The sequence below is a fragment of the Psychrobacter sp. TB55-MNA-CIBAN-0194 genome (assembly GCF_040309505.1).
GTDB lineage: Bacteria > Pseudomonadota > Gammaproteobacteria > Pseudomonadales > Moraxellaceae > Psychrobacter > Psychrobacter fozii.
The window spans coordinates 150,139-173,616 of sequence record NZ_JBEOOW010000001.1 but is presented as its reverse complement, the minus strand read 5'-3'; the positions used below and the strand labels follow the sequence as shown (position 1 = coordinate 173,616).

Here is a 23,478-nt window from a genome sequence, read left to right as displayed (position 1 = left end):
AACGCTATCAATTTTTATATGTCAGGGTGATACTGACGATGCGATATTAGCTCATCTGGTTGGCGAGCTGAGCCAGTAAGTCAGGCGATATACCTTGAGCTTGCAAGCTTTTTATTAACGTTTCTTTATCATGCAGTGCTATATCAGTGGCTTGCTCATTGCGGCTATCTATTTCTTTAGCAAGTTCATCAGGGGTCAGTAAGTCAAACCTGACCGCTTTGCCAGCGCGTAAATCATCAAGATGGTTCGCCCATTTATTCATCATCATTTGCCGTTCGGCTAAATGTGCTGATAAATCATAACGCTTTTTGACGCTCGACTGTTCAAGGTGGGCTAACTGGACTTCAATAATGTTTTCTGAAAACTGCAGCTCATACAGTCCCGTGCTAGCAAGCTGTCTAAATCCGTGACCCGTCATTTTAGGGTAGGGGTCACCTGTGTAGCCCATGCGCTTTAATGCTTGATTAAACCATACTTCGCTATATGGATTGCTGCGCTCAAAGTTGTAGAAAACATAGCCTGTCCGCTCAGTTAAGGGACGCATACGCTCGATGATAGCCATAGCTTGTGGTGATAGAGGAATAATGTGATCCTGACGCATCTTCATCTTGTGCGCTGGCACTCGCCAAACGCTTTTATGGTAATCAATCTCTGACCATTCAAAAAACCTCAACTCTTTTGTTCTAACAAAGCATAGCGTCATTAATTGCATGCCAGCGACGGTCTGTTCATGAGCATTTGGATTATCTACACTGTATTGATCAATATTACGTAGTAGCTCAGGGAATTGGTGTTGCTCCACTGCTTTCATGCGCTCAACCTTATGAGGTCTTAGCGCTCTACTGCGTCCATGAGCAATATTAATAAGATCATAACCTAGCGTGTTGATAGCATACTCAAAAACCGAACTGATAAACGCCACGCACTTGTGTGTTGTGTCAGTCGTCCACTTACCTTGCTTTTCAAAATACGTTTGAATCGCTAATCCAGTTTTAATAACATCCTGAGCAGTAATAGCATTTATAGGATAGTCACCTATATGTTGTGAGACATGCTTGTCTAAATAGGTATGCAGCTTTTGAATATTCTTGGGCGTGGTCTCTGACTTTTCATTGATATAACTGTTAGCAATAATCTTAAATAAATCTTTCTGCTCAAAGTTGTTTTTATGATGGTTTTTTTGGTCGGTAGGATCAATACCGTCGTCAAGTGATGATTTAGCTTTATCACGTGCTAATCGTGCTTGCTTTAACGATACTTCTGGTTTGAAGGAGGAGTCTATATCTAGCTTGGCTGGTTTGTAGATACCTATCTGATAGGTTTTTTGCTTAGGTTTGAGATCTTTATTAGATTGATAGCGATAAGCCATTTGCCAAAATAGGGAGCCATTTGGATGTTGTATTAGATATAAATTATTGCCATCGCCGTGGCGTGTAATCTTATTAGGTGGTGATTGTTTGGCAATAGATTTTACGGCAGCATCCGTCAACTGGTAGTCTTTTCTCTTTGTCATGACTTGGCCTTAAAGGCGTGGAGAGGTTTTAACAACAAAACCTAAGAGAATTTAACAACAAATAACGCTCTTGTTGAATATTTAACAACATATTTAACAACAGTGTAGTGGTGCTGCTAGGTAATGACAAGTGATGCAGGAAGACGTAGTGTAAGTAAAATCGGGGGCTGTAGCGGATTGGGGTAATGCGAGGTTATGTCTAAATACAATGATTGGTGCGCCCACCAAGACTCGAACTCGGATCGATCGCTTAGGAGGCAACTGCTCTATCCTGTTGAGCTATAGGCGCATTATGTAGTGACATTGTAAGAAAAAGCAGTCACAAAAGCAATTAACAAAAGATAAATAAAGACAATTTATTATTACTCGCCATTGCTAAGGGCATCAGCGACATTGGTTGATCCAGTTTCTGATACCTGTTGTGTACGTGATGTTGGATTAAATAGATCATTGACGCTGTTTTTATAGCCTTCAATATTATAATAATCGTATTCTTTTAAGATATCTTGTCCTGTGCTTGAAAGTAAAAAGTTGCGGAACGTAATAGCAGCCGTGTTATCTGTCAAAATAACCCCTTCAAGCGTTTGCTCATCTTTTAACGCATAACTAAAAGAATTCAGAGTACGTGCTTCTATATTGATATTACCATCAGTATCTTCCTCATCTTCATGACTAAATAGATTTTCTTTACTGGTCTCATCTGCATTGTTGGTAAGGATGTTACTTTGCTTGATTTTATCTTGAGCAGCTTTAAGCTCTGCTTGTAACGGTGCGAGTCTTTCTGTCGATAATCTATCATTAGCGATAATCATATCGACATCAAATACAAATTTTGACGGCTTGCTAGTATCATTATCTACTAAAGTTAGGATGTCACTTGCAGAGACGTAGTTTGCCACGACCTGTATGTGGGAATATCGAGACTCGAATCTAGCAATGATATCGTCTAGAGGTATCTGTAGACTTTTTTCCGCTTGCAAGTATACAGCACTATCATTCAGTGACTTTGCATCATCTTGAGTAGTGGTAGCTGTCGATTCATTTTTGTTTGCCATGATTGGCAAAGGATCTGTATTTTTACGGTTACTGGTATACAACCAAGCAAATATTGCAATGAAGATGACGAGTAGTAGTAAAATCAGCCCAGCTAGCAGCAGTTTGTAGTCTTTCATGTATGACTGCTCTTTTTTTAATTATTTTACGGGATTAAATAAAAAATTGTGATGGATTTATAATATATTTTAGATCTTTTGGTGCAACACCTCATCTGCTAAATCTGCGAGCATGTCTGCGAAAACATCTGTTTCTAAAGGTAGCGTTGTTTTTTGCTCGTTATTGTCACTACTTAGCTGACTTTCTGTATTTGATGGCACAGGAGGGGAGTTTGAAGGCAAAGCAGGTTGATTGTCAGTTGTTCTCGCGGGTGTTGTTTGGTGCGCAGCCAAAGGCGACTCACCTGAGGTAAGTTTTTCTGTCAGCCATTTAAATCCATGTGCTTCCCACCATGCTTCAAAGCGTGGTAACGTGCTCCCGCGCACAGCGACTGGCAAGTTTAATGTGCGAAGCTTTTGTGCCAGTATAGGATCGCTAATGGCTTGATGGATACTGAGATAGAGCGATTTGCTATCATCAGTATAAGGTTGTCTGTTTTGCCATGATCTGTCATCGATTTTCATACGTGGCAATTGCCACAGTTCACCGCGATAGTAAACGACGTACAAACGTCGCTTAGGGTGAACAAAAATGGCATCAATAGGACGCAAGGGCATAATATTTCGTTATCCCGCTGATAAAAAAGGTTGAGGGTACATAAACTATAACAGCTATTTTAACAAAAACGACGATAGTCTTTTTTGATCTGCACAATTGGACGGAAAACGACACTAAATGTCGTGAACAATTGTACTGCTAGCATATATACTAGTAAACTATAGCTATCAATGGCACACTGATCATCAGCGTATTTCCATCATTTCTATGACTCAATAATCATTGATAGTTGTCGTTATTTTCATGCTATATGAAACTGCAATGTTAGCAGAAGCAAATGTTGACCACGACTACGAAATATAGATTCACCAGTGTTGTTCAACAGACCCTATTATAACAAGTTTATTTTAGCTAAATTTTTGCTAAAACGATAGATACCTCAAGACCTTCAAGCAAGATTCGTTCGTTTTGCGCTTCCATACTTCCAATCAGATTAGTGTCTATGTTTACCATTATTCAATCGCACCGCACCGAAAACCTTGTAGATCAACTGCTTATAGAATACCAGTCCAAGGATCAGCCTGTATTTGAGCCTTTTATTGTCATTGTACCGTCAATGGTATTGGGCGATTGGTTGGACAAGACGATTGCCAGCCGTGCTGGTATTAGTACGTTGGTGCGTACTAAGTTCTGGGGTCAGTATCAATGGACGCTGATGCAAGATGTATTGACTCGCCATAATACGTACTTACTGGCGCAAAACCCTGAAGCGACAACTCTAAACGTGCCGGAAGTGGCGGTGTTGTCACCAACAGTGATGCAATGGCGACTGTTTGGGTACTTAACTTACTATCAAGAGTCGATTGTTACAGATGAAAAACATCCGGTTCATCCATTACTGGCGTCTTTGATTGATGAACCGCAGGCAGACGCTCAACAAGACAATGTGCTAAAAGACAATGTGCGACAGGATAAAGCGCAACAAGATGCCCGTATTTGGCAGTTGGCAAGCGATTTGGCGAGGGTGTTTAACCGCTATTTGACCCATCGTGAAGATTGGTTGGCATTATGGTCGCACAACGAGCCGCTGAATGTGGATGAGTTGATAGCAGATAAAGATGCATTGTCACTGCGCTTTGATAAATATGCGCGTGGCACGCCTGAGTGGTTGGTCGAGCATTATGTTGAGTTGGAAGTTGGCCAACGTTTTTTATGGTCGCATTTATTCGCTGATGTTCATCTACACCGTGTGGCACTTGAGCGCGCATTTTGGTCAGCCTTAAAAGGTAATAAGTCGAACGAACGTGCTCAGTTGCCAACCATACTGCGTATTTTCACCATTCAGCAATTACCACAGACCGAGCTTGATTTTCTACAGCGCTTGTCACAATACATGAATATCACGCTATTGCATTACAATCCATCAAAGCTGTTTTGGGCAGATATCGTCGATAAGTCTTGGTTACAGCGTCAGCAGATTATTAATCCTGAGAGTGTGTTTTTGCGTGATTACGGCCACAGCTTGCTGTCGCGTCTGGGGAAGCAGTCGCGTGATGCTTTTGCCATGCTTGCCAACTTGTCGGGTAATGAGCAATACGACGATGCACTGGTTGAATGGCAAGATAATTTCGACGATACGCTGAGCATTGGTTCTAATCATGGTGTTGCTGCTGAGTATATTGATGATGCTACTAGCGCTCAAAATAGTCCAAGTTTGTTAAAGCGTTTACAGAACGATGTGTTAATGCTTGATGAGCAATCGACCCAGCAAGCAACGGCTGCTACAGTCTCGCAAGCAGTGAGCAAGCAACTGGAGTCGAGCTTTGATGAAGAGAAGCAAGAAACGGCCTGGTATGAAGATGAAGCGTTAGAGAATAAGCGCTTTGAGAAAGACCGTTTTTGGGCAATATCTTCGCAAGATAATAGCCTAAGCATTCATTCGTGTCATAGTTTGCAACGTCAGCTTGAAGTGTTGCGTATCATGATTGGTCGTTGGTTGAATGAACCTATCAAACTGGGTGAAAAGAAACGCCATATCTCTGACATTGTTGTGCTGCTACCCGATGTTGAACGTCATCATGCACTGATTGGCTCTATCTTCGTCAACGGTAAAGGCCAGGATGGTTTGACCTTGCCTGCCAAAGTGACGGGTGTTGTTGATGCAGATATACGCCAGTTATGGGAAGCCATTATTGGTTTTTATAAACTATTGGGTAGTCATAGTGCCCGTTTTGAAGCAGCTGAAGTCTTGGACTGGCTCATGTTGCCTCCTTTATTTGAAAGCTTTGGGCTGACTCATGAGCAAATGAGCCGTGGCTGTGATTTATTGGTAGAGGCGGGCTTTATTCGCGGTTTTGACGAGCTGCATCTTAAGCAAACGTTGGACAGTAATGATTACGACTATCGCTTTAGCTTTGCGCAAGCATTAGATAGATTGACCTTAGGTCTGGTCATGCCAGAGGCTGAGTTGAGTGATTGCTTGTATCCTTTAGATGAGGATGAATGGCCAAGCACTGCATTACCAGAAATGACCTTGCCGCTACCACAAGTGAGCCTAAATGATGCGCTGATTATTGAAGCGCTTTGCCGTATTTACACTGGCTTGGTCGCACGACGTGATGACCATACACAGAAAATGAAAGCGGAAGACTGGCTCGATCAGATTGAGACACAAGTTATCCATCGCTACTTTGGCGATGTGGACCAAACGCGTACCATGCGCGCCATTTACAATGCGATGAATGGTTTTAAATCAAGTCTGCGAGCCAATCGTCACTATAGGCAGTACGCTAGTGGTGATATCGACAACAGAGAAGTAGAGCAGAGGCTGGCAGGTGTGGAACAGTTGCCGCTCAAGCTGAGCTTTATGCTAGACAGCATCGAAGCGGAGCTAGAGAGTCAGCAGGTCAGTGCGGAGCCGACGGGGGTAATTACCTTTGGTCGATTCGGCGCACTAAGAAACGTGCCGTTTGAGCTGGTGGTTATGCTCAATATGGATCTCTCTGAGTTTCCTGGGCGTGACCGTGATAACCGCTATGATTTGATGAAAGCGACCAATGCCCGCCGCGGTGACAGAGTTAGTGAAGATGATGACAATGGTGCATTTTTAGATGCACTGCTATGCGCGCGCAGTGCTTGCTGGATGTTCTACAACGGTCAAAGCTTGACGGACACCCATGAGCATCTGCCAGCCAACCCAGTGAGTGAGCTATTACAGTTCTTGCAAGGCGAGGTGCAATGGCAGGTGAACTCGCTGGAGACATTACCTGAGAATATTGATCCCACCACCGAGAGTCTCAAGCGCTATTTGCCTAAACTGATTAAGCAGTGGCTAGTGACTGAGCATCCTGCATTGCCTTTTCATGAGAGTCTGTTTGAGACAGAAATGGAAGGCGCTGATGTTTTTGAGCAAGCGTCTTCTGATATTGATGCTAATGCCAACGTTAATGCCAATATTAATATCAATGCTCAGGATGCTAGCCCTGTTGATATGATTGATGAGCTGGATACTTTATTAAATACAGCCATGCGCAAAACCAAACTGGCTCAGAAAAAACAGTTTCCGCCTGCGCCGCTTTGGCAAGCGGTGTTTGATACATTGAAGGGGCGAGTATCTAGTGAGCCTATGCAACTGGTCGGCTTACCTACAAAAGCACAGTATGAGTCAATCGCTAAGGTGCTGGGTCAAGGCTTGGGACAACTAGGTAAAGTAGACAATCAAACCTTGTCTGCATTGGTCGAACTATTGGCGCTAGATACAGCTGTTGATGCTAACGATGTCAATAACATGACAGAGGCGCTCATCCAAGTGTTATCTGATAGCGTATTTAACATCGGAGAGATTGATATTGAAGGAGTGTTGGCTTACCAAGTGCGCCATCCTGCCAAAGCGTTCTTACGGTCTCAAAAGGTACATGTGGTACAAGGTGAAGAAGCGCTGTCGCAGCAAGAGCCGCTATTTCTAAACAGTTTAACCACCTATGAAATCAAAGATCATTTGATTAAGCAGTTGGTTACTGATGAGAATAAGAAAAACGATAGTAATGCAGCGGCTGAGACCACCACTCCAATCCTAATGTATCAAAAAATTATGCCCGCTGGTGTCGCTCGCCAAACCACGTTACCCAATCAACAAAAGAAACTGCAACAGCAATGTCTAGAGTTCAAAGAGCAGTTAATTTCTAATGGCTTTGATGAGAGCAGCATGCTTAATGAAGGTGGAGCAGATGGCGCTACAGTCTTACACCTATTGACGCCGACTGCTGAGCATCCTGTTCAGATAGAGCTGAAAAATATGCTGAGTAGCACTGACAACGAGTCAAGTAATCAGACGAATATAGAGGGTATAGAAACACTGTTTAAGCTGTTACCAAAAGTCATTAAGATAAAGGGATCAGTACCAACATTAGCACCAATATCAGTGCCGACAGATGCGTATAACAGTCACTCTCATATTCAGGCGGGTGTGCCTTATGCTCAGCAATCGCCTAAGCAATGGTTAAATATACTGCCTAATTCTGCTAGCCCTAGGCATTTGCTCAAGTTTTGGTTATCACATTTGTATTGGCAAGTAGCCAGACGTACTACTGCCGAGCAAGTGGCATTAAATGATGGCGTAAGTATTTGGCGCTTCAATAAGGCCAGCTCACAAGTTGGTAACTATAAAGATGTAATCGCATTTAAACTAAGCCCAATTGTCTATGAAGACGCTGTGATTGAGTTGATAAAATGGGCGTTTTTTGGCAAGTTAACGGGTCAAGTGCCTATTACATTACTGCCAGAATATGCACTTAATTACCTTGATAAGTGCGCAAAAGTCGAAAAGGGGGTTAGCTATTGGCCAAAACGTGCCGACTTCTCGGACTGGTTAAGACCTAACTACAACTCAGACACGGTATATGATACTTGTTCGCAGCATGCTATTTGGCAATATGTACTACGTGACCAAGATTCATTCAAAGCGCTATCGGCAGCGTTGACTACATTAGCCCAACCACTGTATGAGCCGATGTTTAATGCGTTAACTAACTTAGATGGTTAGCCAATTATTTAGAGCAGCCCCTAATTAATTTTTGCTATCTTGTTCTAATTAATAATAATTAAAAGTATGCGCCCATATGACAGACTTTACCGACCCAGCTAATACCATTGACTTATCTACACAACCGAATTTATTCGATGAATACTCAGATGAGCTGCCTTGTTTGTCTGCTATACCTAAACGTAAAAATGATGTCATACCAGCAGTCGATGTTGACCTAACGGGCAAGCACCTAATTGAAGCCTCAGCGGGTACTGGCAAAACTTGGACGTTGACCGGTATTGTACTGCGCCTACTGATCGAAGCGCGACGTGCGCCAGAGCAAATCATAGCCACGACCTTTACTCGAGCTGCCGCTGCCGAAATGCGTCAGCGTATCCACGATCGTTTGGTAGATTTTTATCAGTTATTACAATGGGTCAATAGCCTAAGTGCTGATACTAGCAATAAAGAGAATCTCTATCCCAACATACTGCAAGTTATGCCTGAGGGTAATAAAGACGCAAAAGCAGGCAGTGATTCAGACGTAGACGCAAACGTTGAAACAGATATTGACGAGTTAAATCAAGACCTTGCTGCTGATAAGCAAGCGGCGGCTGAGCAACGTAAACAAGCAAAAAAAGACCGCGAAGATTGGTTGGTTAATCAGGCCAAATATGTGCGTTTAGATGGCATTATGCAAGATCCTATTAACTTGCATCTTGTCGGTTATTTGCTGGATCACGTGTACAGTTACCCCATGGCGGAAGCTATCAGGCGTACAGCATTGGTACTAACCACCTTAGATAAACTGTTCGTAGGCACGCTCGATAGCTTGGCGCAAAAATGGTTGACGGAGTACAGCAGCGAGACGGGTCACCAGCAGGGTATGGGGATTATTGAAGACAGCAGTATTGAGCAGGTGACTGACAGTATTATCCATGATGAGCTGCGTCAGTTTCAGAGCCGCTTATACTATGAGCAGCCCAAACTCTATGCGCTAATGGATCAGCAAGGCAAGCTGACTGCGGTTGGCGATCATAAGAAATATGTTACTCGCTCGCTTAATTTTATCTCTGCGCCGATTGATGAGATAAGGATTGAGAAAGGCTTTGATTTTGATGCATACGAAAAGCTAATCAATGAGTTTTCTCAGTTAGATTTAGCAGATATCCAGCCTTACTTAAATCCTGACTATAGAAAGTCTCAAGGGTTTCGTGGTGGTTCTAATTTAACCAAACAGTTTGATGCCATTATTGAAGTGCATCAAAAAATATCGGAGTATCAGCTGACATTTAATAGCTATTTAAATGAGAGCGAGAATAAGATTTTGACATCATTGCAAGATGCCAGATATCCAGATGAAGATGGCAAAATCAAGAACTTTAATAAGAATAAAGAAAAAGAGCACCAGACGCTTTTTGAGTTAGAGACCATTAGTAAGTTAATGGCTATCTTAGACATGCTTGATAGTTTAAATCAGCATATTTTGTTGGTATTAGCCAATCTTAACCGTCATATTGTGCTGGCTGTGCGCAATAGGCTACCAGTCATTTTGGAAGAGCGCGGCGAGACGACCTTTAGTTTGCAGATGGTACGCTTAAACCAAGCATTAACTGGTCGTCAAGGAGATAAGCTGGCGCGTTATATTCGTCATCATTATCCTGTGGCATTGATTGACGAGTCGCAAGATATCAATGGCGAGCAAGCCATTATGATTGAAAGCATCTACTTGCCAAAGAATAAGCGTAAACAGTCGGACAGTGACAAGCAATCAACCACTAAGAAAGCCAATCATGAATTTCTGCTATTGGTTGGTGATCCCAAACAGGCTATTTATGGGTTTCGTGGTGGCGATGTGGCCAACTATAACTACATGAAATCCCAGTTTGATAAAAGTGCTCTTTGGACGCTTGATATCAATCGCCGTTCAAATGCCGGTGTGATTAACGCATTGAACTGCTGGTTTGGTATGGCTGATGCAACAACTGCTGAGAATAAGCTGTCGCAATTGGGTACTGGTATTCACTACCAACATATCAAAGCGGCAAAACCAGAATATGAGCTGTCTTGGTTTAATGCGTCAAATAGTCTGGATGATGTGCTGGTGACAGAGGTGCTTTCTGCTCAGCCAGTGAGCTTATTGCACCTGCCTTATGACAAGGACAAAGAGTTTGATTACGATGAACATGAAATAACAGCTCGCCATATAGCCACTTTGCTTAATAGTGGTCAGACACTTAAAGGTAAGCCGATTCAGCCGAGTGATATTGGGGTGCTGGCACGTGCCAAAAAAGATCTGAAACGCGTTGAAGATGAGCTGGTAAAACTTAATGTGCCGACCTTGACGACCAGTGATGTCAGCATCTTTGAGACTATCATGGCAGAAGATGTGGCAGCATTGTTGAGTGCTATGCTATATCCGTATCGTCATGACATGATTAATCGGGTGTTGACCAGTCACCTATATGGACTGAGTATCAAAAACATCAAAGCCATGATGACGGATCATGAGTCAGGCATTACCGAGGGTAGCCGTACGCCAAGCGCCCATGCAAACAGTTCTAATTTGAAAAATCTCTCAGCCAATGAAGCTACTGATACTAAAAAAAGCTATCAAGACTTTATTACCTATCTAAAAGAAGGTGCACAGCGTTGGCAGCACTTTGGCATCTTATCGGTGCTACATTATTTATTAGATAAAAGCCCTGTACAGCCGAAAGGCGTTTGGCAAGCCCTAGCTGCTCATCCAGAAGGTGACCGTCATATCATGGACTTGCGTCATGTGATGGATATCTTGGCGCAGTATGGTCTAGGTATGGGTGAGCATGAGCTACTGGCGTGGTTCAGGCAGCATATAGATGCAGCGCCCAACAGTGACTGGGCTAAGCAATATCCGCTACCGACAGAGTCTGGCGTACAGCTAATGACCATTCATAAGTCAAAAGGGCTTGAGTTCCCTATTGTCTATGTATTGGGAATGGGTGACGCCAGTAGGAAGTCTGGGAATAAGGAAGACTATGGGCTATATCTATATAATGCGCAACAAGCGCCTTCAGTGCTAGTGCGGCAGTCGATAGAAGTACAGCAGTCGACTGATAATCAATCAACGGGTAATCAGCGCCGCTTCTCACCGTTGCAAGGCTCTGCCACGGTTGAGGGTTACTATACTGATATCGAAACACAAGAAGGTTTTGATGAGATAAGACGGCTTGGCTATGTGGCATTTACTCGGGCCAGCGAGCAGCTTTATGTTGTGCTACGAGATCCGAGTAACAAGACAGGGTTTGAGCTAAAGCCAGTGTTCTATTGGTTTGAATCGTCAGAAGCAAAGTTTGAATTACCTGATAGACTCAAAGGTACCATAGGCATGCTCAGAGGGCATAAAGTTAATGAGTTCTATGACAATAACTACGCAAGCAATGATGCTAATTCAGCAGGCGTAAATGATAACGTTCAGCTAGCCGCAACCAAATCAAGTGCTTATAAGCCTGTGACAGAGGCTATTGAGTACGCGCCCTTTGCAGAGGTGATGAAAACCAATTATTTTTATGGTTGGGCTAAGACCAGCTTTACCGCTTTGGCACGTCAGCTAGATGAATCTACACAAGCAATGGCGATAATGGATGAGCGTATTGATGATGCGATAGACATTGATATGACAGAGTCTTCTGTTTCAGACCTCTCTTCACTGAATAGTAAAGAGTCTCTCGAACAAGACGGTGAACTCAGTCTCAAGTCAGAAGATGATATCCGTTTTACCTTTGTAAAAGGCGCCAATGCTGGTACGTTTTTGCATGAGATATTTGAACAAATAGATTTCACCAATAAAACCCAGTGGTCTCAGGTTATTGATAGAGCCATTAGTAGCTATCAGTTACCGCTGATATATAGCAGTGCTGAACAACAGAGCCGCAGATCACAAGGAAGGAAGCGAGGAGATGGTGATGTATTTGATCTTGAGTCAATAGATACAACGAAGCATGAGGCATTAATCAATTGGATTGAAGAGGTGCTACATGCACCGCTACTATCTTCCAACCAACCTTTGATATCTCTTAATAAAGGTAAGCGATTTGCTGAGTTAGAGTTCAACATGGGGCTGTCAGAAAGGTTTAAAGCACAGGATATCAGTAAGCTTTTTCAACAGTATTTACCTGATGAGACAGATAAACATGTCACTCTAGTGCCACAAAATAAAGCGCATTTGTATCGCTATCTACGCGGTGAGATTGACCTAGTATATGAGCATGCTGGCAAGTATTATGTGGTTGACTATAAGAGTAACTTTTTAGGAAATAGCCTAAGCGATTACAATGAAGATACGCTCAAGAAAGCAATGTCCAAAGCAGGGTATTGGCTACAAGCAGCAATCTATCAAGTAGCATTACATCGGTTCCTAGCCATGAGAATCAGTGATTATACGGGTAACGAAGATAAGTACTTAGGCGCTGTAGAGTATGTGTTTTTACGCGGCGTATATGATCCGAATGCTAAAATCGCTGACACTATATCTCAAGATAATAATAAGCCTAGCAGTAACAATTTAGAGAATCATAACTGCTATGGATTGGTTACTTGGGATATTCCTATCGACTTTATCAAAGGTTTAGACGCACTATTTGGCCTGCCGGATTAATAAACTTTATATAACACTCAAATGGGCAAACATTGTTATAACATTTAATCAGATTAAAAAGAGACCAGGACACGATGAGTAATAATAACAACAAGAGCAAGTCAGCCATTAGCTTACAAGAGAGCTGGGCAAGTAATCTCAGTGATTATATTTTGCTGCGCCGTCAGCAAACACATGTAGCATATGACGCGGTAGATGCAAAGACGAATGATGAGAGCAAAAGAATCAATAAGTCGGGAAATAATGACTTATTCACTGCTCTATTCGTTATTTTAGCAGCTCATTTGGAAGAGGGTCATACCGTATTGACCATTGAGGTAGCTGAGCATGACACGCCGCTACAAGGTCAAATTAATGGTGAATTGGTCGCACTATATGCGTGGCAGCAGAACTTACTAGAGATACTGGCAACACCCATCCTTGCGCTGATTGATACTCAGATAGACACCCAACCAAACGACGACGCTACAACGGAGACATCGCTATTTGTATTGCTAAATACTTTGTTTGGTCAGCGAGCTCAGTTATGGGCGCAGCTAGCACTCAGCAACCATGAAAAAGAGATGCTAGTCAAACGGTTTGATGCGATTGCTACGTTATATCAGCGTTTGAAAAATAGTGACTCAGTTGCTTTTGTTCAGTCAATTCATGAGAATACTTTATTTGCTAATGTTGATGCGAATACTGATAGTAATAATAAAAATAGCCTAAGTAAAAATAAACCTATCATATACCAAATACAAAAAATCGAGACAAAAATATCGCTCACCTTTTGGTTACACCGTGCTTGGCAAGCAGAGTTTAATTTAGCAAAAAATATCAACAATATCTTAAATCAGCAAGTAAGTCCTTTACAGATAGCAATACCTGAAAACCTTCATGAGAACCAAGTGAAGGCAATCAATGTCGCTAATAATAATGCGTTTAGTATTATTACTGGTGGTCCAGGCACAGGTAAAACCTACACTGTTGCTCAATTGGTCATTGCGCTGCAGCAAGCGACAGAGAGTGGGAGGGATGGGGCTGAGCATATTCGATTCAGTACGGACAGTGCCAGTTTGGCATTGGCCGCACCAACTGGTAAAGCTGCCCAGCGAATGCAAGAGTCTCTGCAGGCGGCTCTAGACGCAGCGAATGTAGAACTACAGTTGCAAGAAGCCAAAACCATTCATCGTCTGCTAGGTATCGGCCGAACAGGTAGACCTCGCTACAATGCTGATAATCCATTAGGTGAAGATATTATTATCGTTGATGAAGCATCGATGCTCGGGGTTGAGTTGGCCAATTATCTTGTGAGTGCGGTAAAACCAGGTGCAAGGTTGATACTATTAGGCGATGCGAACCAATTAGCAGCGGTAGATGCAGGGGCTGTACTGGCTGATCTATGTCGTATTCCACTACTACAAGCCATTCATGCAGAGCTAACAGAAAGCCGCCGATTTAGCGCTGATTCAGGTATCGGCAAGCTGGCCACTCAAATTAATAAAGTAGAGGTAGATACGCAAGCAATTTGGCAATTATTAAGACAGGATGACGCACTGAAATTTCAGTATGTAAACACGTTGCAAGCGGAATTTATATTAGATAATCAGATAAAAAATAGCCTAAGCAAAGAAGAAATTATTTCAAAAATATCCCAAAATTACCATCCATACGTAAATAAAATTCAAAATTTACTAGGAAGTCCAATAGAAAAATCTATGCCAGAATCAGTAAAAAATACTGTATCTCTATTAATGGAGACATTTAATAAATTTAGAGTCTTAAGTGCTGGTCATAATGGCGAGTGGGGCGATCATTATATTAATAATTATCTCACTCAGTGGCATCTGGCTGAGCTAAAACTACCATTGGGTCAAAACACATGGTTCCATGGTCGACCTGTTATGGTTTTACAAAATAACTATGAGCTTGGGCTATTTAATGGTGATATTGGTTTTTGCTTGCAGACCAGCGATGATAGAAGCCGACTAGAAGTGTTTTTTGAGAATAAAACACAAGGAATTGCGGTTAATTTACTAAATGAAGAGGTAATCGCCACCGCATATGCGATGACCATTCATAAATCACAAGGATCTGAGTTTGATCATGTAGCGATTACTTTTGATAATAGTCATGCAAGATTACTGAGTAAAGAGCTTATCTATACAGCAGTGACCCGTGCTAAACAACAAGTGACCATTTATAGTACCAAGCAGGCTTTCGAACGTGCTGTCAAAACACCAACTGAGCGCCATACAGGTTTGGCATTACAGTTTTCTAAGCTTTAATAGATAAGTATTACAGGACATGAAAGTACAAAATATAAAAAGGGGGATTAAAGTTGCATACCTTTGATAGTGTGCTAGATCATATCAATAAAATCATTTATGAGCCTCACCAATTAATTGTATCCTCAATTAAACAGGAGGCACAAAACGCTGAATACGCAGCAGGATTATTTACCTTATCATCTCGATCGGCTATTAAAACAGCTAGAGGTAGAGTGGCTAAGCAAACACCGAATAAAGTAGGACAGTTCGTTACTTTTTGGGAAAAGGACGCCAAAGGCATTAATCAACCTTTCCAATATGATCAGTCACCAGACTTGTTAGTAATCACGACATTTAAAGACAATCATACATTTGGGCAGTTTGTTTTTCCGAAGTATATCTTACTGAGACATAATATTCTTCAGTCTCATTCTACAAAAGGTAAGATGGGCATAAGGGTCTATCCTAGCTGGGATAAGCCAACCAATAATACTGCTGTAAAGACTCAGACTTGGCAACTCGATTATTTCTTCACGGTTACGGATACAGGCGTACTACCAACAGAAAAAATACGGGCATTGTATATTGTATAGTCGGTGAACGACTAAACCGCTACGGCGTTCCTCATCCTTAGATGTACTACTTGTACTATCTACAGTCGGCTGCCTTGCACCCATTTTAGAGTGCTTTGACTATATGAGTTATAAAATCTAAGCAATAAAAAAAGCATCCAATTCGGATGCTTTTTTAGGACTTAAATGTTTTTAAGCAATTAAGACTAAGAGTTAAACTTTCTCTTCTTTGATAGCATAAATGCCTGGCAAGTGACGCAAGTAACCATGGAAATCCATACCACAGCCATACACGTAACGGTCAGCAACGTTGATACCAACAAAATCAACGTCAAACCCTTCAACTTTACGATCGTGCTCTTTGTTGAGCAAAACGCAAGATTCAAGTGACAAAGGTTTTTCTTTGCTTAATTCTTCGACGACTGTTTTTAAGGTAATACCTTCGTCAAAAATATCATCAATCAGTAATACGTGCTCACCCTCGATGCTAACATCAGGTTTGTATTTCCAATCTAACTCATTAGTACCTTCGTTATCGCGATAACGTGTCGCATGGATATAATGCATGCGATGGTAGAAGGTCAGGTGAGTCAATAATTGACCTGCTGGAATAAGTCCGCCATTCATAACGACCATGACGATTGGGTTTAGACCAGCATAATGCAGGTTAAGTTGAGCAGCAAGACGTTCGTAAGCAGCAGCAACTTCGATACTGCTGATAAGGCACTCTGAGTTGCGTAATGTTTTTTCGATTTCTTGGTTACTGATTTGGGTCATCGGATGCGCCTTCGGTAAAAAGTGCCGCTTATTTTAGCAAATTTTAGTGAAATTTCCCAATAGCATATGACTTTTGGGGCAAATTTAATCTAATACGGGGTCTTATTCTGATTTTTCTACGATAAAAGGGCGATAGTAGTTCGCTAAACGATTTAATGAGCTATCAGGTAGGTCAGGCAGTAGCTTATTCAGTGCCATACTCATACCTTTATCAATGGCAGCCTTAGCGACTGGCACTGATTTGCGTTTAATCATACCCAACTTTAAAGTTTCAGCATAATTACTAATAAAATGCGTCAATGTTTGATCATTCATCGTTTCAAGTGCTGTTTTAAACGCTTTTACATCTACATGATCAGGGGTGATGGCAGAAAAACCTTTATTAATAATTTGGCCATCTGCTTCAGATAACTTAAAACCTACTCGTGTTATCCCATCATTATCAATAAAAGTTGCTCTGTCTCTCAAAAAATGAAAGCTAGGGAGTACTTCTTCGTTATTCTCTTTACCGAGTAAGATATTAAGCAGTGTGTCTGCCGTTTTTTCAACGGTAACCACTATCTTCTGCATAGAGGCTTTGCGTTCAGGATTTGGTGTAATCTCGACCAGTCCGACCAATAGATTGTCGATCAAATCACGTGCTGTTTGATGGGTGAGTGCATCACGATAAGGGTAGTAGTCTACGGTCTCATTTGAAGCAACGACTTGTTCGGCTTCCTTCACCAATACTTTTAATTTATCTGAGGGTACGAATCCAAAATAGTGCGCCATGATGCTTCCTTTGTTCGCTGTTTTGATGGTTGCCTGATGTTATCTTTATCTCTATCATTAAATAAGTACTATTTTTACAGGATACTCATCTAAACCTGTACTGAGTATTTATTCAAAAGTTATCACAATACATCTCATTTTGTGACCTTTTATAATTGTATAGCCTGGGTTTTTTAGCTAGTAATCATATTAAAATATCGCTATTATTCTGCTACAACGGGGTGGGCTGCTCGCGGCACACTAATTTATCATATTTTAAATATTTTGATTTAAAAAGCTTGAACTCATAAGGCTATCTGCCACTTGTCTAGGGAGAGATAAGATGAATAGTGCTATTGTACTACTATTTGGCGTCGCCGCCATGCTCTGCGGTTACGTGTTTTATTCAAAGTTTATCGCCACAAAAATTTTAGCGCTGGACGACAGTCGTCCCACGCCAGCTCATACCATGAAAGATGGTATAGATTATGTCCCTACCAATAAATATGTATTGTGGGGACATCATTTTACCTCAGTCGCAGGGGCAGCACCGATTATCGGTCCTGCTATCGCTGTTATTTGGGGTTGGTTACCTGCCATCATTTGGATTGTGTTCGGCACGATCTTTATGGCAGGCGTACATGATATGTCAGCTATTTGGGCAAGTATGCGTAATAGAGGCCAGTCAATTGGTTCTATCGCTGGTACCGTTATGGGTACCCGTGTGCGCAGTCTGATGATGATCGTCATCTTCTTGTTATTGCTGATGGTCAATGCCGTATTTGGCGTTGCTATCGCTAACATGATGATAAAGACCCCATCTGCTGTCTTGCCAGTTTGGGGCGCGCTAGTCGTTGCCTTTATCATTGGCCAGTGTATTTATCGCTACAATATGAATTTGGTTTGGGTATCAATTATCGGAGTAAGTGCGTTATACGGACTTATCTATCTTGGCCCTATGTTCCCTATTGTACTGCCTGAGACTATTTTCGGGTTACCTGATAATGCAGTATGGATTCTTATCTTGTTTGCCTATGCAGCGGTTGCTTCGCTATTGCCTGTATGGATGCTATTACAACCACGTGATTATATTAATGGTTTACAGTTATTCGTCGGTTTGATTTTATTATACGCTGCGATTTTTATCGCGACGCCTGATATTGTTGCGCCAGCTATTAATACATCATTACCAATGGACACACCTTCACTGATGCCGTTGTTGTTTGTCACGATTGCTTGTGGTGCTATTTCAGGGTTCCATGGTTTGGTCGCGACAGGTACAACTTCTAAGCAGATTGATAAAGAAGGAGACGTTCGTTTCGTTGGTTACTTTGGTGCATTGGGCGAAGGTATGCTCGCACTGGGTGCCGTTTTGGCTGCAACAGCAGGTTTTGCGACGCTTGGCGATTGGGAAGCGGTTTACCAAAAATTCGGCGACGGTTCTATTGGTGCCTTTATTGATGGTGGTGCAACCATCTTGAATGCTGGTGTTGGTATTGATATGGTGCTATCGCAGACGATGCTTACAGTAATGGCTGCATTGTTTGCGGGCACTACGATGGATACTGGTGTGCGCTTGCAGCGTTATATCTTCCAAGAGTTTGGTGAGATTTACAAATTACCCATACTTAATAAAAGTGTCGTTGCAACGTTACTAGCAGTCGGAACTTGTCTATTATTAGCATTTGGTGCTGGTGGTATTGATGGTGCTGGTGGTATGGTTATCTGGCCACTATTTGGTACAACCAATCAGTTAATGGCTGCTTTGACCTTAATGATCGTAACGGTTATCTTGTTACGCAAAGGCAAGCCTGTTTGGTTTACCTTAGCGCCGTTGTCGTTCCTATTGGTTATGACCGTATTGGCACTATTGATTCAGCTTAAAACTTTTTTCACGGACGGAAATTGGCTGCTTATCATTATGGACATCATCATTTTGATAGCGACTATTCTAGTCACGTTTGAAAGTCTATCTGTATTGCGCAAAGAATGGTCGCTACACAGAGGTAAAGGCAAAATCGAAGATGATGCCTAATATCTGATACCTAATAAGTGTCAATTATTTAAGTGCCATCGAGTATTTAATTAATAGGCCAGTACATATATTGTAAAGAAACAAAAAACGCTAGCAGCCATTGCTGGCGTTTTTTGTATCAAATAGGCATGATAGATAACAAGACGTAGGAGATGAAAAAGTTATGGACGATACCAATATGTCAGATAATGCCAAGCCAAGCGATACCATATCGAACGACATGCCAGATATTAAACCATGGTGGCAACGGTTTACCGCTGGGCTAAATGAGTTTTATCATGCGCCATACCGTCAGACGATGGCACGTGCTGCACGTGATGAAGAAGATTTTTTTATGCTACTCATGTTCGCTGAGAGCCTAGGCATTGATAATCCTGCCAGCTTTTATACGCTAGAGCTACAGCCTTTATTTTTGGAAAACTTCCACGAGTGGCACACTAGAATGGGTATGGATAGATGTCCCTTTGACCACGTTGGTTGCTGCTAATGGTAGCTATATTGATTAAAAAAGAGAGATAAGTATGGCATTACATTCCTTACAGGCATTGGTAGAGCAGCTGGCAACACAACCGATTATATTTATCGGTGGAAAAGGCGGTGTGGGAAAGACCACGACTGCCGCTGCACTTGCCAGCTATTATGCAAGCCAGCAGCAAAAAACCTTAATTGTCTCAACCGATCCAGCACATAGTTTGGGCGATGTATTAAATATTCGACTGAAGAACGAAAAAACAGTGATATCACCTTATCTGGATGCTATTGAGCTGAATCCTGACACTATCGTTGACGAACACTTTGCACAAGTTGAGCGTACGATTAGAGCCTATGCCAATCCAGATATGATGCCCAAGATTCGAGAACATTTACAGCTATCAAAATCGGCACCAGGCGCGCAGGAAGCAGCGATGCTTGAGTCTATGTGTCAGCATTTGGTCAACGCCGCAGATGCAGATTATGATCACATTATTTTTGATACGGCACCAACAGGGCATACTCTACGGTTACTGGTATTACCAGAGATGATGGGTGCATGGACGGATGGGCTACTGGCACAGCAGCGCCGACAGTCTAAATTGCGCTCGGTGGCAAACCACTTGGACAGTCATAATCAAAAAAATGATAAAAACGATGTGGCAAATCCATTTGCAGCAAAAAAATCTGACCGCTGGGAGCAAGCCGTATCCGTATTAGAAAAACGCAAACAGCTGTTTCGTCAGGCAGGAGTATTACTTCATGACCGTGCACAAACAGCAATTGTGTTGGTCATGACCGCCGACGTATTGCCATTGGCTGAGACCAGACGTGCGATCAAACAGTTAGAAGACAGCAAACTTACGCCAGCAGCGATAGTCATCAATCAGCTGATAGCACCAACTCAGTCTGATGATTTTTGGCAGCGTCGAGCAGATAGGCAGCAGCAACTCATGCAAGATATAGAACAAAGCTTTACCAAGTACCCACTATATCCGATTTACCTACAGCAAACGGATGTACGTGGTACTGCTGCGCTGAGTGCTTTATTGCGACCAGTACTATAAATATTCGAGAATAACGCTGGCAGTTACTTTATTTTCTATGTTTTTAATTATGATCAGTTTGGCTAGTCGTGATTATACGACTGCAATTGAGCTGAAAGCGACCACGCCATATCTGCCCGTAACAACTGAGCTTGTTCAGACTTACCGCTACTAAGTGATGACCATTGCGGCTTGCCACGTGCTTTTTTTAACTCACTTGGTAATTTGTGCGTTGGCCATGGCGTCACTAAGTTGTCGTCTTCATTTTGTTCTGATTCAATGTTATTTTTTTCGCCTTTATATATCAGCTGGGTCGCATCTGTGGCAGCATGTCCACGATGACGTAGTGCCGTGAGTAAATCTATCGAGCGAGTGGCTAATAGTGTCAACGTAGCAGGATCAATGTATAAGCGTTTTACCCCAGTAATCCTATCAGCAATACTACTAGTATTAGACAATAACCCTCCTGCAATACCACCAATCGCTGCACCTAAACCCAATGTGGTGCCTAGTGCTGCTGCATCAACACCTAAGCCTAATAGTGCACCAGCTGCTGCTCCAGAAGTCGTGCGTATGCCGTAGCTCTTCAACAGCTCAGGGTCAAATGGATCTTGCTGATATGCCTGTAGTTCAAGTGGTGTGGCAGCAACTGCATTGTCATAAAACTTATATAAATTAAGCAAATTATGCTGCATAGCACGCTCGCTTTGGCGAACAGCTTCCTGCATTTGTGCCAACACTGGCATAGGATCGTCGCTGTCATTAATCTCACGTACGAAAGCGGCGACATTGATTAGAAAGTCAGCAATGATAATATTTGCTTCATCACTCAATTGTGCCCAATTTTCCGTTCGACGCTGCATCAGCTGCTCAAGCATCTCAGAGTGGGTAAGCATGGTGGCAAGATTTTGCCATAAGTGCATTTCATCTTCGAACTCAAAAGCAACCGAATCAAAGCGCGTGGATATATGCAAGTTTCGTCTTGCCAGCATCGTCTGCCATTCATCAATATTGGCATCTTGACTGTCTGTGAAATTAAAGACAGGCATCACAGGAATAGCGGCCCAAGACAAAATAGCCAGCTCATCTTTATACTTACCTAACACTGGCTCACGCGCATCAACGACGTAGATGGCCATATCGCTTGCCAGCAGTTGCCGAATCACTTTGGCTTCTTGGCTATAGTCATAGTTGTTTGAATGGTCTACACCTTGAGCAATATCCGACGCCAAAAACTGCTGTAAGCGCTCAATACCATCACGCCGACTGGCTGTATTATCTTCTAACCAATCCATCAATCCTGAGGCATCTTCTAGACCAGGGGTGTCATATAGTGCCACTAAGACTTCGCCAGTCTGGCTATCTGTCAGTTGCGCCTGCTCGACATGCCGTGTGGTGGCAGCCTCGTTTTTGACCTCACCAAAATAAACGTCACGTAACAAGGTACGCAAAATAGAGGTTTTACCCGTGTTGGTATGACCGACGACCGCCAATTTGAGCGGTTCTCCACTGGCTACCGTTTTCTTAGTCATCGTGGCATCAGCAGTAACAGCATCAGGCGCTACTGCATACCCTTTATCCGCAAAAAGCCCAACTGGTTTGTCACTGTTTTTATTATTATCATAATTGTCGTCGTTATTCATAATAGAATCTTATATTAATGATGAGTATTCAAAAGCGTTATGCGGCACTGGGTGGTCTGAACAATACTTTTAACTTCTGCTTAAATCCTTTGGCACGAAAGACACGCTCCCACATACGATAAAATACTCCAAAGATTAAACCAATAATATTATCGTGACTGGCTTCACCAACTGCGCCATATTGCACGGGATTATTGATCGTATCTTCTTCTACATAAGTACCAAACCAGCGATCAAAGACAATAAGCATGCCGCCGTAGTTTTGGTCAATGTATTCATCGTTGGTACCATGATGAGCACGGTGATTGGAGGGTGTATCAAAAATATACTCAACCCATTTCGGAAATTTGCCAACGGTTTCGGTATGGATAAAAAACTGATAGATAAGATCAAGCGCGTAAAAGAAAAACACCCACACGGGATGCACACCAAGTAGCATTAATGGCACAAAGAATAACCACCAACCTGTGACTGAGTACAGTAAACTTTGGCGCATCGCAGTGGATAGGTTCATATTATCATCAGAATGATGCAATACATGGGCAGACCAAAACCAATTCATCCGGTGCGAGGCACGATGGAACCAATAATAGCTAAACTCAACCGCGATAAATATAGGAATAGCTGTCAGCCAAGTGACCTCAATGGTAAACAATCGATATTGATATAACCATAAACAGATGGGTACGACGATAAGTGCTTGTACCACCAGCTCAAAACCCAAGTAAGAGCCACCCAAGCTAAAGTTGGTCATCGCACGTCTCCAACTAAAACTTTGACCATTACCGCGCTTAGATTGATAAAACCACTCTGCTAGGAACAATAAGAAAAATGGTCCACCTGCCAGCGGTAATAGCCACTCTTGCCAGTGCGCAGGAAAAATGCTTGTTAGCATTGGGTGCCATGACTCAGGAGAAATGGTCAAAATCGTTTGATTCAGCGCCTCTTTATAACCATCCAATATCTGACCATATTGATCTAGCGTCATCAGGTCGTTATCTGCTGCTGTCATACTGGACTCCTTTCCATTATGAGTTATCCTTATTATAT

At 42.3% G+C, this 23,478-nt stretch carries 14 protein-coding genes and 1 tRNA gene; 7 read left to right on the top strand and 8 right to left on the bottom strand.

The genetic code is table 11. The features are described from left to right. Positions 1-46 precede the first annotated feature (46 nt). From AAEY75_RS00645 to AAEY75_RS00630, 4 genes are all read right to left on the bottom strand, one after another. Positions 47-1,513 (bottom strand): tyrosine-type recombinase/integrase, encoded by a 1,467-nt coding sequence (locus tag AAEY75_RS00645; RefSeq protein WP_352257728.1) that lies wholly within the window; start codon positions 1,511-1,513, stop codon positions 47-49. A 213-nt stretch (positions 1,514-1,726) separates the two neighbouring features. Next, positions 1,727-1,802 (bottom strand) — tRNA-Arg (locus AAEY75_RS00640). 73 nt (positions 1,803-1,875) lie between these two features. After that, on the bottom strand, positions 1,876-2,685 hold the full coding sequence (locus AAEY75_RS00635) for a hypothetical protein (RefSeq protein ID WP_197217171.1): 810 nt from the start codon (positions 2,683-2,685) through the stop codon (positions 1,876-1,878). A gap of 69 nt (positions 2,686-2,754) precedes the next feature. Next, complete coding sequence (locus AAEY75_RS00630) at positions 2,755-3,282, bottom strand: hypothetical protein (protein ID WP_197217172.1); 528 nt, start codon at positions 3,280-3,282, stop codon at positions 2,755-2,757. 443 nt (positions 3,283-3,725) lie between these two features. On the opposite strand from AAEY75_RS00630, the gene AAEY75_RS00625 reads away from it, so the two are divergent. The 4 genes from AAEY75_RS00625 to AAEY75_RS00610 all read left to right on the top strand — a co-directional run bounded on the left by AAEY75_RS00625 (position 3,726) and on the right by AAEY75_RS00610 (position 15,727). Next, positions 3,726-8,264: an exodeoxyribonuclease V subunit gamma gene (locus tag AAEY75_RS00625; RefSeq protein WP_352257725.1), complete on the top strand. Its 4,539-nt coding sequence runs from the start codon at positions 3,726-3,728 to the stop codon at positions 8,262-8,264. A 76-nt stretch (positions 8,265-8,340) separates the two neighbouring features. Then, positions 8,341-12,882 carry a UvrD-helicase domain-containing protein gene (locus AAEY75_RS00620; protein ID WP_352257723.1) on the top strand — a complete coding sequence of 1,514 codons (4,542 nt, stop codon included), beginning with the start codon at positions 8,341-8,343 and terminating at the stop codon, positions 12,880-12,882. Between the two features lie 74 nt (positions 12,883-12,956). Beyond that, positions 12,957-15,152, top strand: coding sequence for an exodeoxyribonuclease V subunit alpha (gene recD, locus AAEY75_RS00615; RefSeq protein WP_352257721.1), 2,196 nt, complete (start codon positions 12,957-12,959; stop codon positions 15,150-15,152). 53 nt (positions 15,153-15,205) lie between these two features. Continuing rightward, positions 15,206-15,727 carry a MepB family protein gene (locus AAEY75_RS00610; protein WP_197217179.1) on the top strand — a complete coding sequence of 174 codons (522 nt, stop codon included), beginning with the start codon at positions 15,206-15,208 and terminating at the stop codon, positions 15,725-15,727. Positions 15,728-15,919: 192 nt separating this feature from the next. Here the strand turns inward: AAEY75_RS00610 and AAEY75_RS00605 are convergent, their stop codons facing one another. Next, entirely contained in the window at positions 15,920-16,483 is a 564-nt protein-coding gene (locus AAEY75_RS00605; RefSeq protein ID WP_110923410.1) for a hypoxanthine-guanine phosphoribosyltransferase, read from the bottom strand. A 102-nt stretch (positions 16,484-16,585) separates the two neighbouring features. Beyond that, positions 16,586-17,254: a hypothetical protein gene (locus AAEY75_RS00600; protein ID WP_352257719.1), complete on the bottom strand. Its 669-nt coding sequence runs from the start codon at positions 17,252-17,254 to the stop codon at positions 16,586-16,588. Positions 17,255-17,576: 322 nt separating this feature from the next. On the opposite strand from AAEY75_RS00600, the gene AAEY75_RS00595 reads away from it, so the two are divergent. From AAEY75_RS00595 to AAEY75_RS00585, 3 genes are all read left to right on the top strand, one after another. Beyond that, positions 17,577-19,268, top strand: a complete 1,692-nt coding sequence (locus AAEY75_RS00595) for a carbon starvation CstA family protein (RefSeq protein WP_352257717.1) — start codon at positions 17,577-17,579, stop codon at positions 19,266-19,268. A 220-nt stretch (positions 19,269-19,488) separates the two neighbouring features. Further along, a complete protein-coding gene (locus AAEY75_RS00590) occupies positions 19,489-19,755 on the top strand; it encodes a cory-CC-star protein (RefSeq protein WP_110923532.1) in 267 nt (88 codons plus the stop codon). A 34-nt stretch (positions 19,756-19,789) separates the two neighbouring features. Continuing rightward, positions 19,790-20,806 carry an ArsA family ATPase gene (locus tag AAEY75_RS00585; RefSeq protein WP_197217182.1) on the top strand — a complete coding sequence of 339 codons (1,017 nt, stop codon included), beginning with the start codon at positions 19,790-19,792 and terminating at the stop codon, positions 20,804-20,806. Positions 20,807-20,868: 62 nt separating this feature from the next. Here the strand turns inward: AAEY75_RS00585 and AAEY75_RS00580 are convergent, their stop codons facing one another. Together AAEY75_RS00580 and AAEY75_RS00575 are read right to left on the bottom strand one after the other, a co-directional pair. After that, positions 20,869-22,428, bottom strand: coding sequence for a GTPase/DUF3482 domain-containing protein (locus tag AAEY75_RS00580; RefSeq protein ID WP_352257715.1), 1,560 nt, complete (start codon positions 22,426-22,428; stop codon positions 20,869-20,871). Between the two features lie 37 nt (positions 22,429-22,465). Next, positions 22,466-23,440 (bottom strand): sterol desaturase family protein, encoded by a 975-nt coding sequence (locus AAEY75_RS00575; RefSeq protein WP_352257713.1) that lies wholly within the window; start codon positions 23,438-23,440, stop codon positions 22,466-22,468. Positions 23,441-23,478 lie beyond the last annotated feature (38 nt).

Coding starts and splice junctions, on each gene's coding strand:
- AAEY75_RS00645 (WP_352257728.1), bottom strand. CDS start 1,513: ATGACAAAGAGAAAAGACTACCAGTTGACGGATGCTGCCGTAAAATCT.
- AAEY75_RS00635 (WP_197217171.1), bottom strand. CDS start 2,685: ATGAAAGACTACAAACTGCTGCTAGCTGGGCTGATTTTACTACTACTC.
- AAEY75_RS00630 (WP_197217172.1), bottom strand. CDS start 3,282: ATGCCCTTGCGTCCTATTGATGCCATTTTTGTTCACCCTAAGCGACGT.
- AAEY75_RS00625 (WP_352257725.1), top strand. CDS start 3,726: ATGTTTACCATTATTCAATCGCACCGCACCGAAAACCTTGTAGATCAA.
- AAEY75_RS00620 (WP_352257723.1), top strand. CDS start 8,341: ATGACAGACTTTACCGACCCAGCTAATACCATTGACTTATCTACACAA.
- recD (WP_352257721.1), top strand. CDS start 12,957: ATGAGTAATAATAACAACAAGAGCAAGTCAGCCATTAGCTTACAAGAG.
- AAEY75_RS00605 (WP_110923410.1), bottom strand. CDS start 16,483: ATGACCCAAATCAGTAACCAAGAAATCGAAAAAACATTACGCAACTCA.
- AAEY75_RS00600 (WP_352257719.1), bottom strand. CDS start 17,254: ATGGCGCACTATTTTGGATTCGTACCCTCAGATAAATTAAAAGTATTG.
- AAEY75_RS00595 (WP_352257717.1), top strand. CDS start 17,577: ATGAATAGTGCTATTGTACTACTATTTGGCGTCGCCGCCATGCTCTGC.
- AAEY75_RS00590 (WP_110923532.1), top strand. CDS start 19,489: ATGCCAGATATTAAACCATGGTGGCAACGGTTTACCGCTGGGCTAAAT.
- AAEY75_RS00585 (WP_197217182.1), top strand. CDS start 19,790: ATGGCATTACATTCCTTACAGGCATTGGTAGAGCAGCTGGCAACACAA.
- AAEY75_RS00580 (WP_352257715.1), bottom strand. CDS start 22,428: ATGAATAACGACGACAATTATGATAATAATAAAAACAGTGACAAACCA.
- AAEY75_RS00575 (WP_352257713.1), bottom strand. CDS start 23,440: ATGACAGCAGCAGATAACGACCTGATGACGCTAGATCAATATGGTCAG.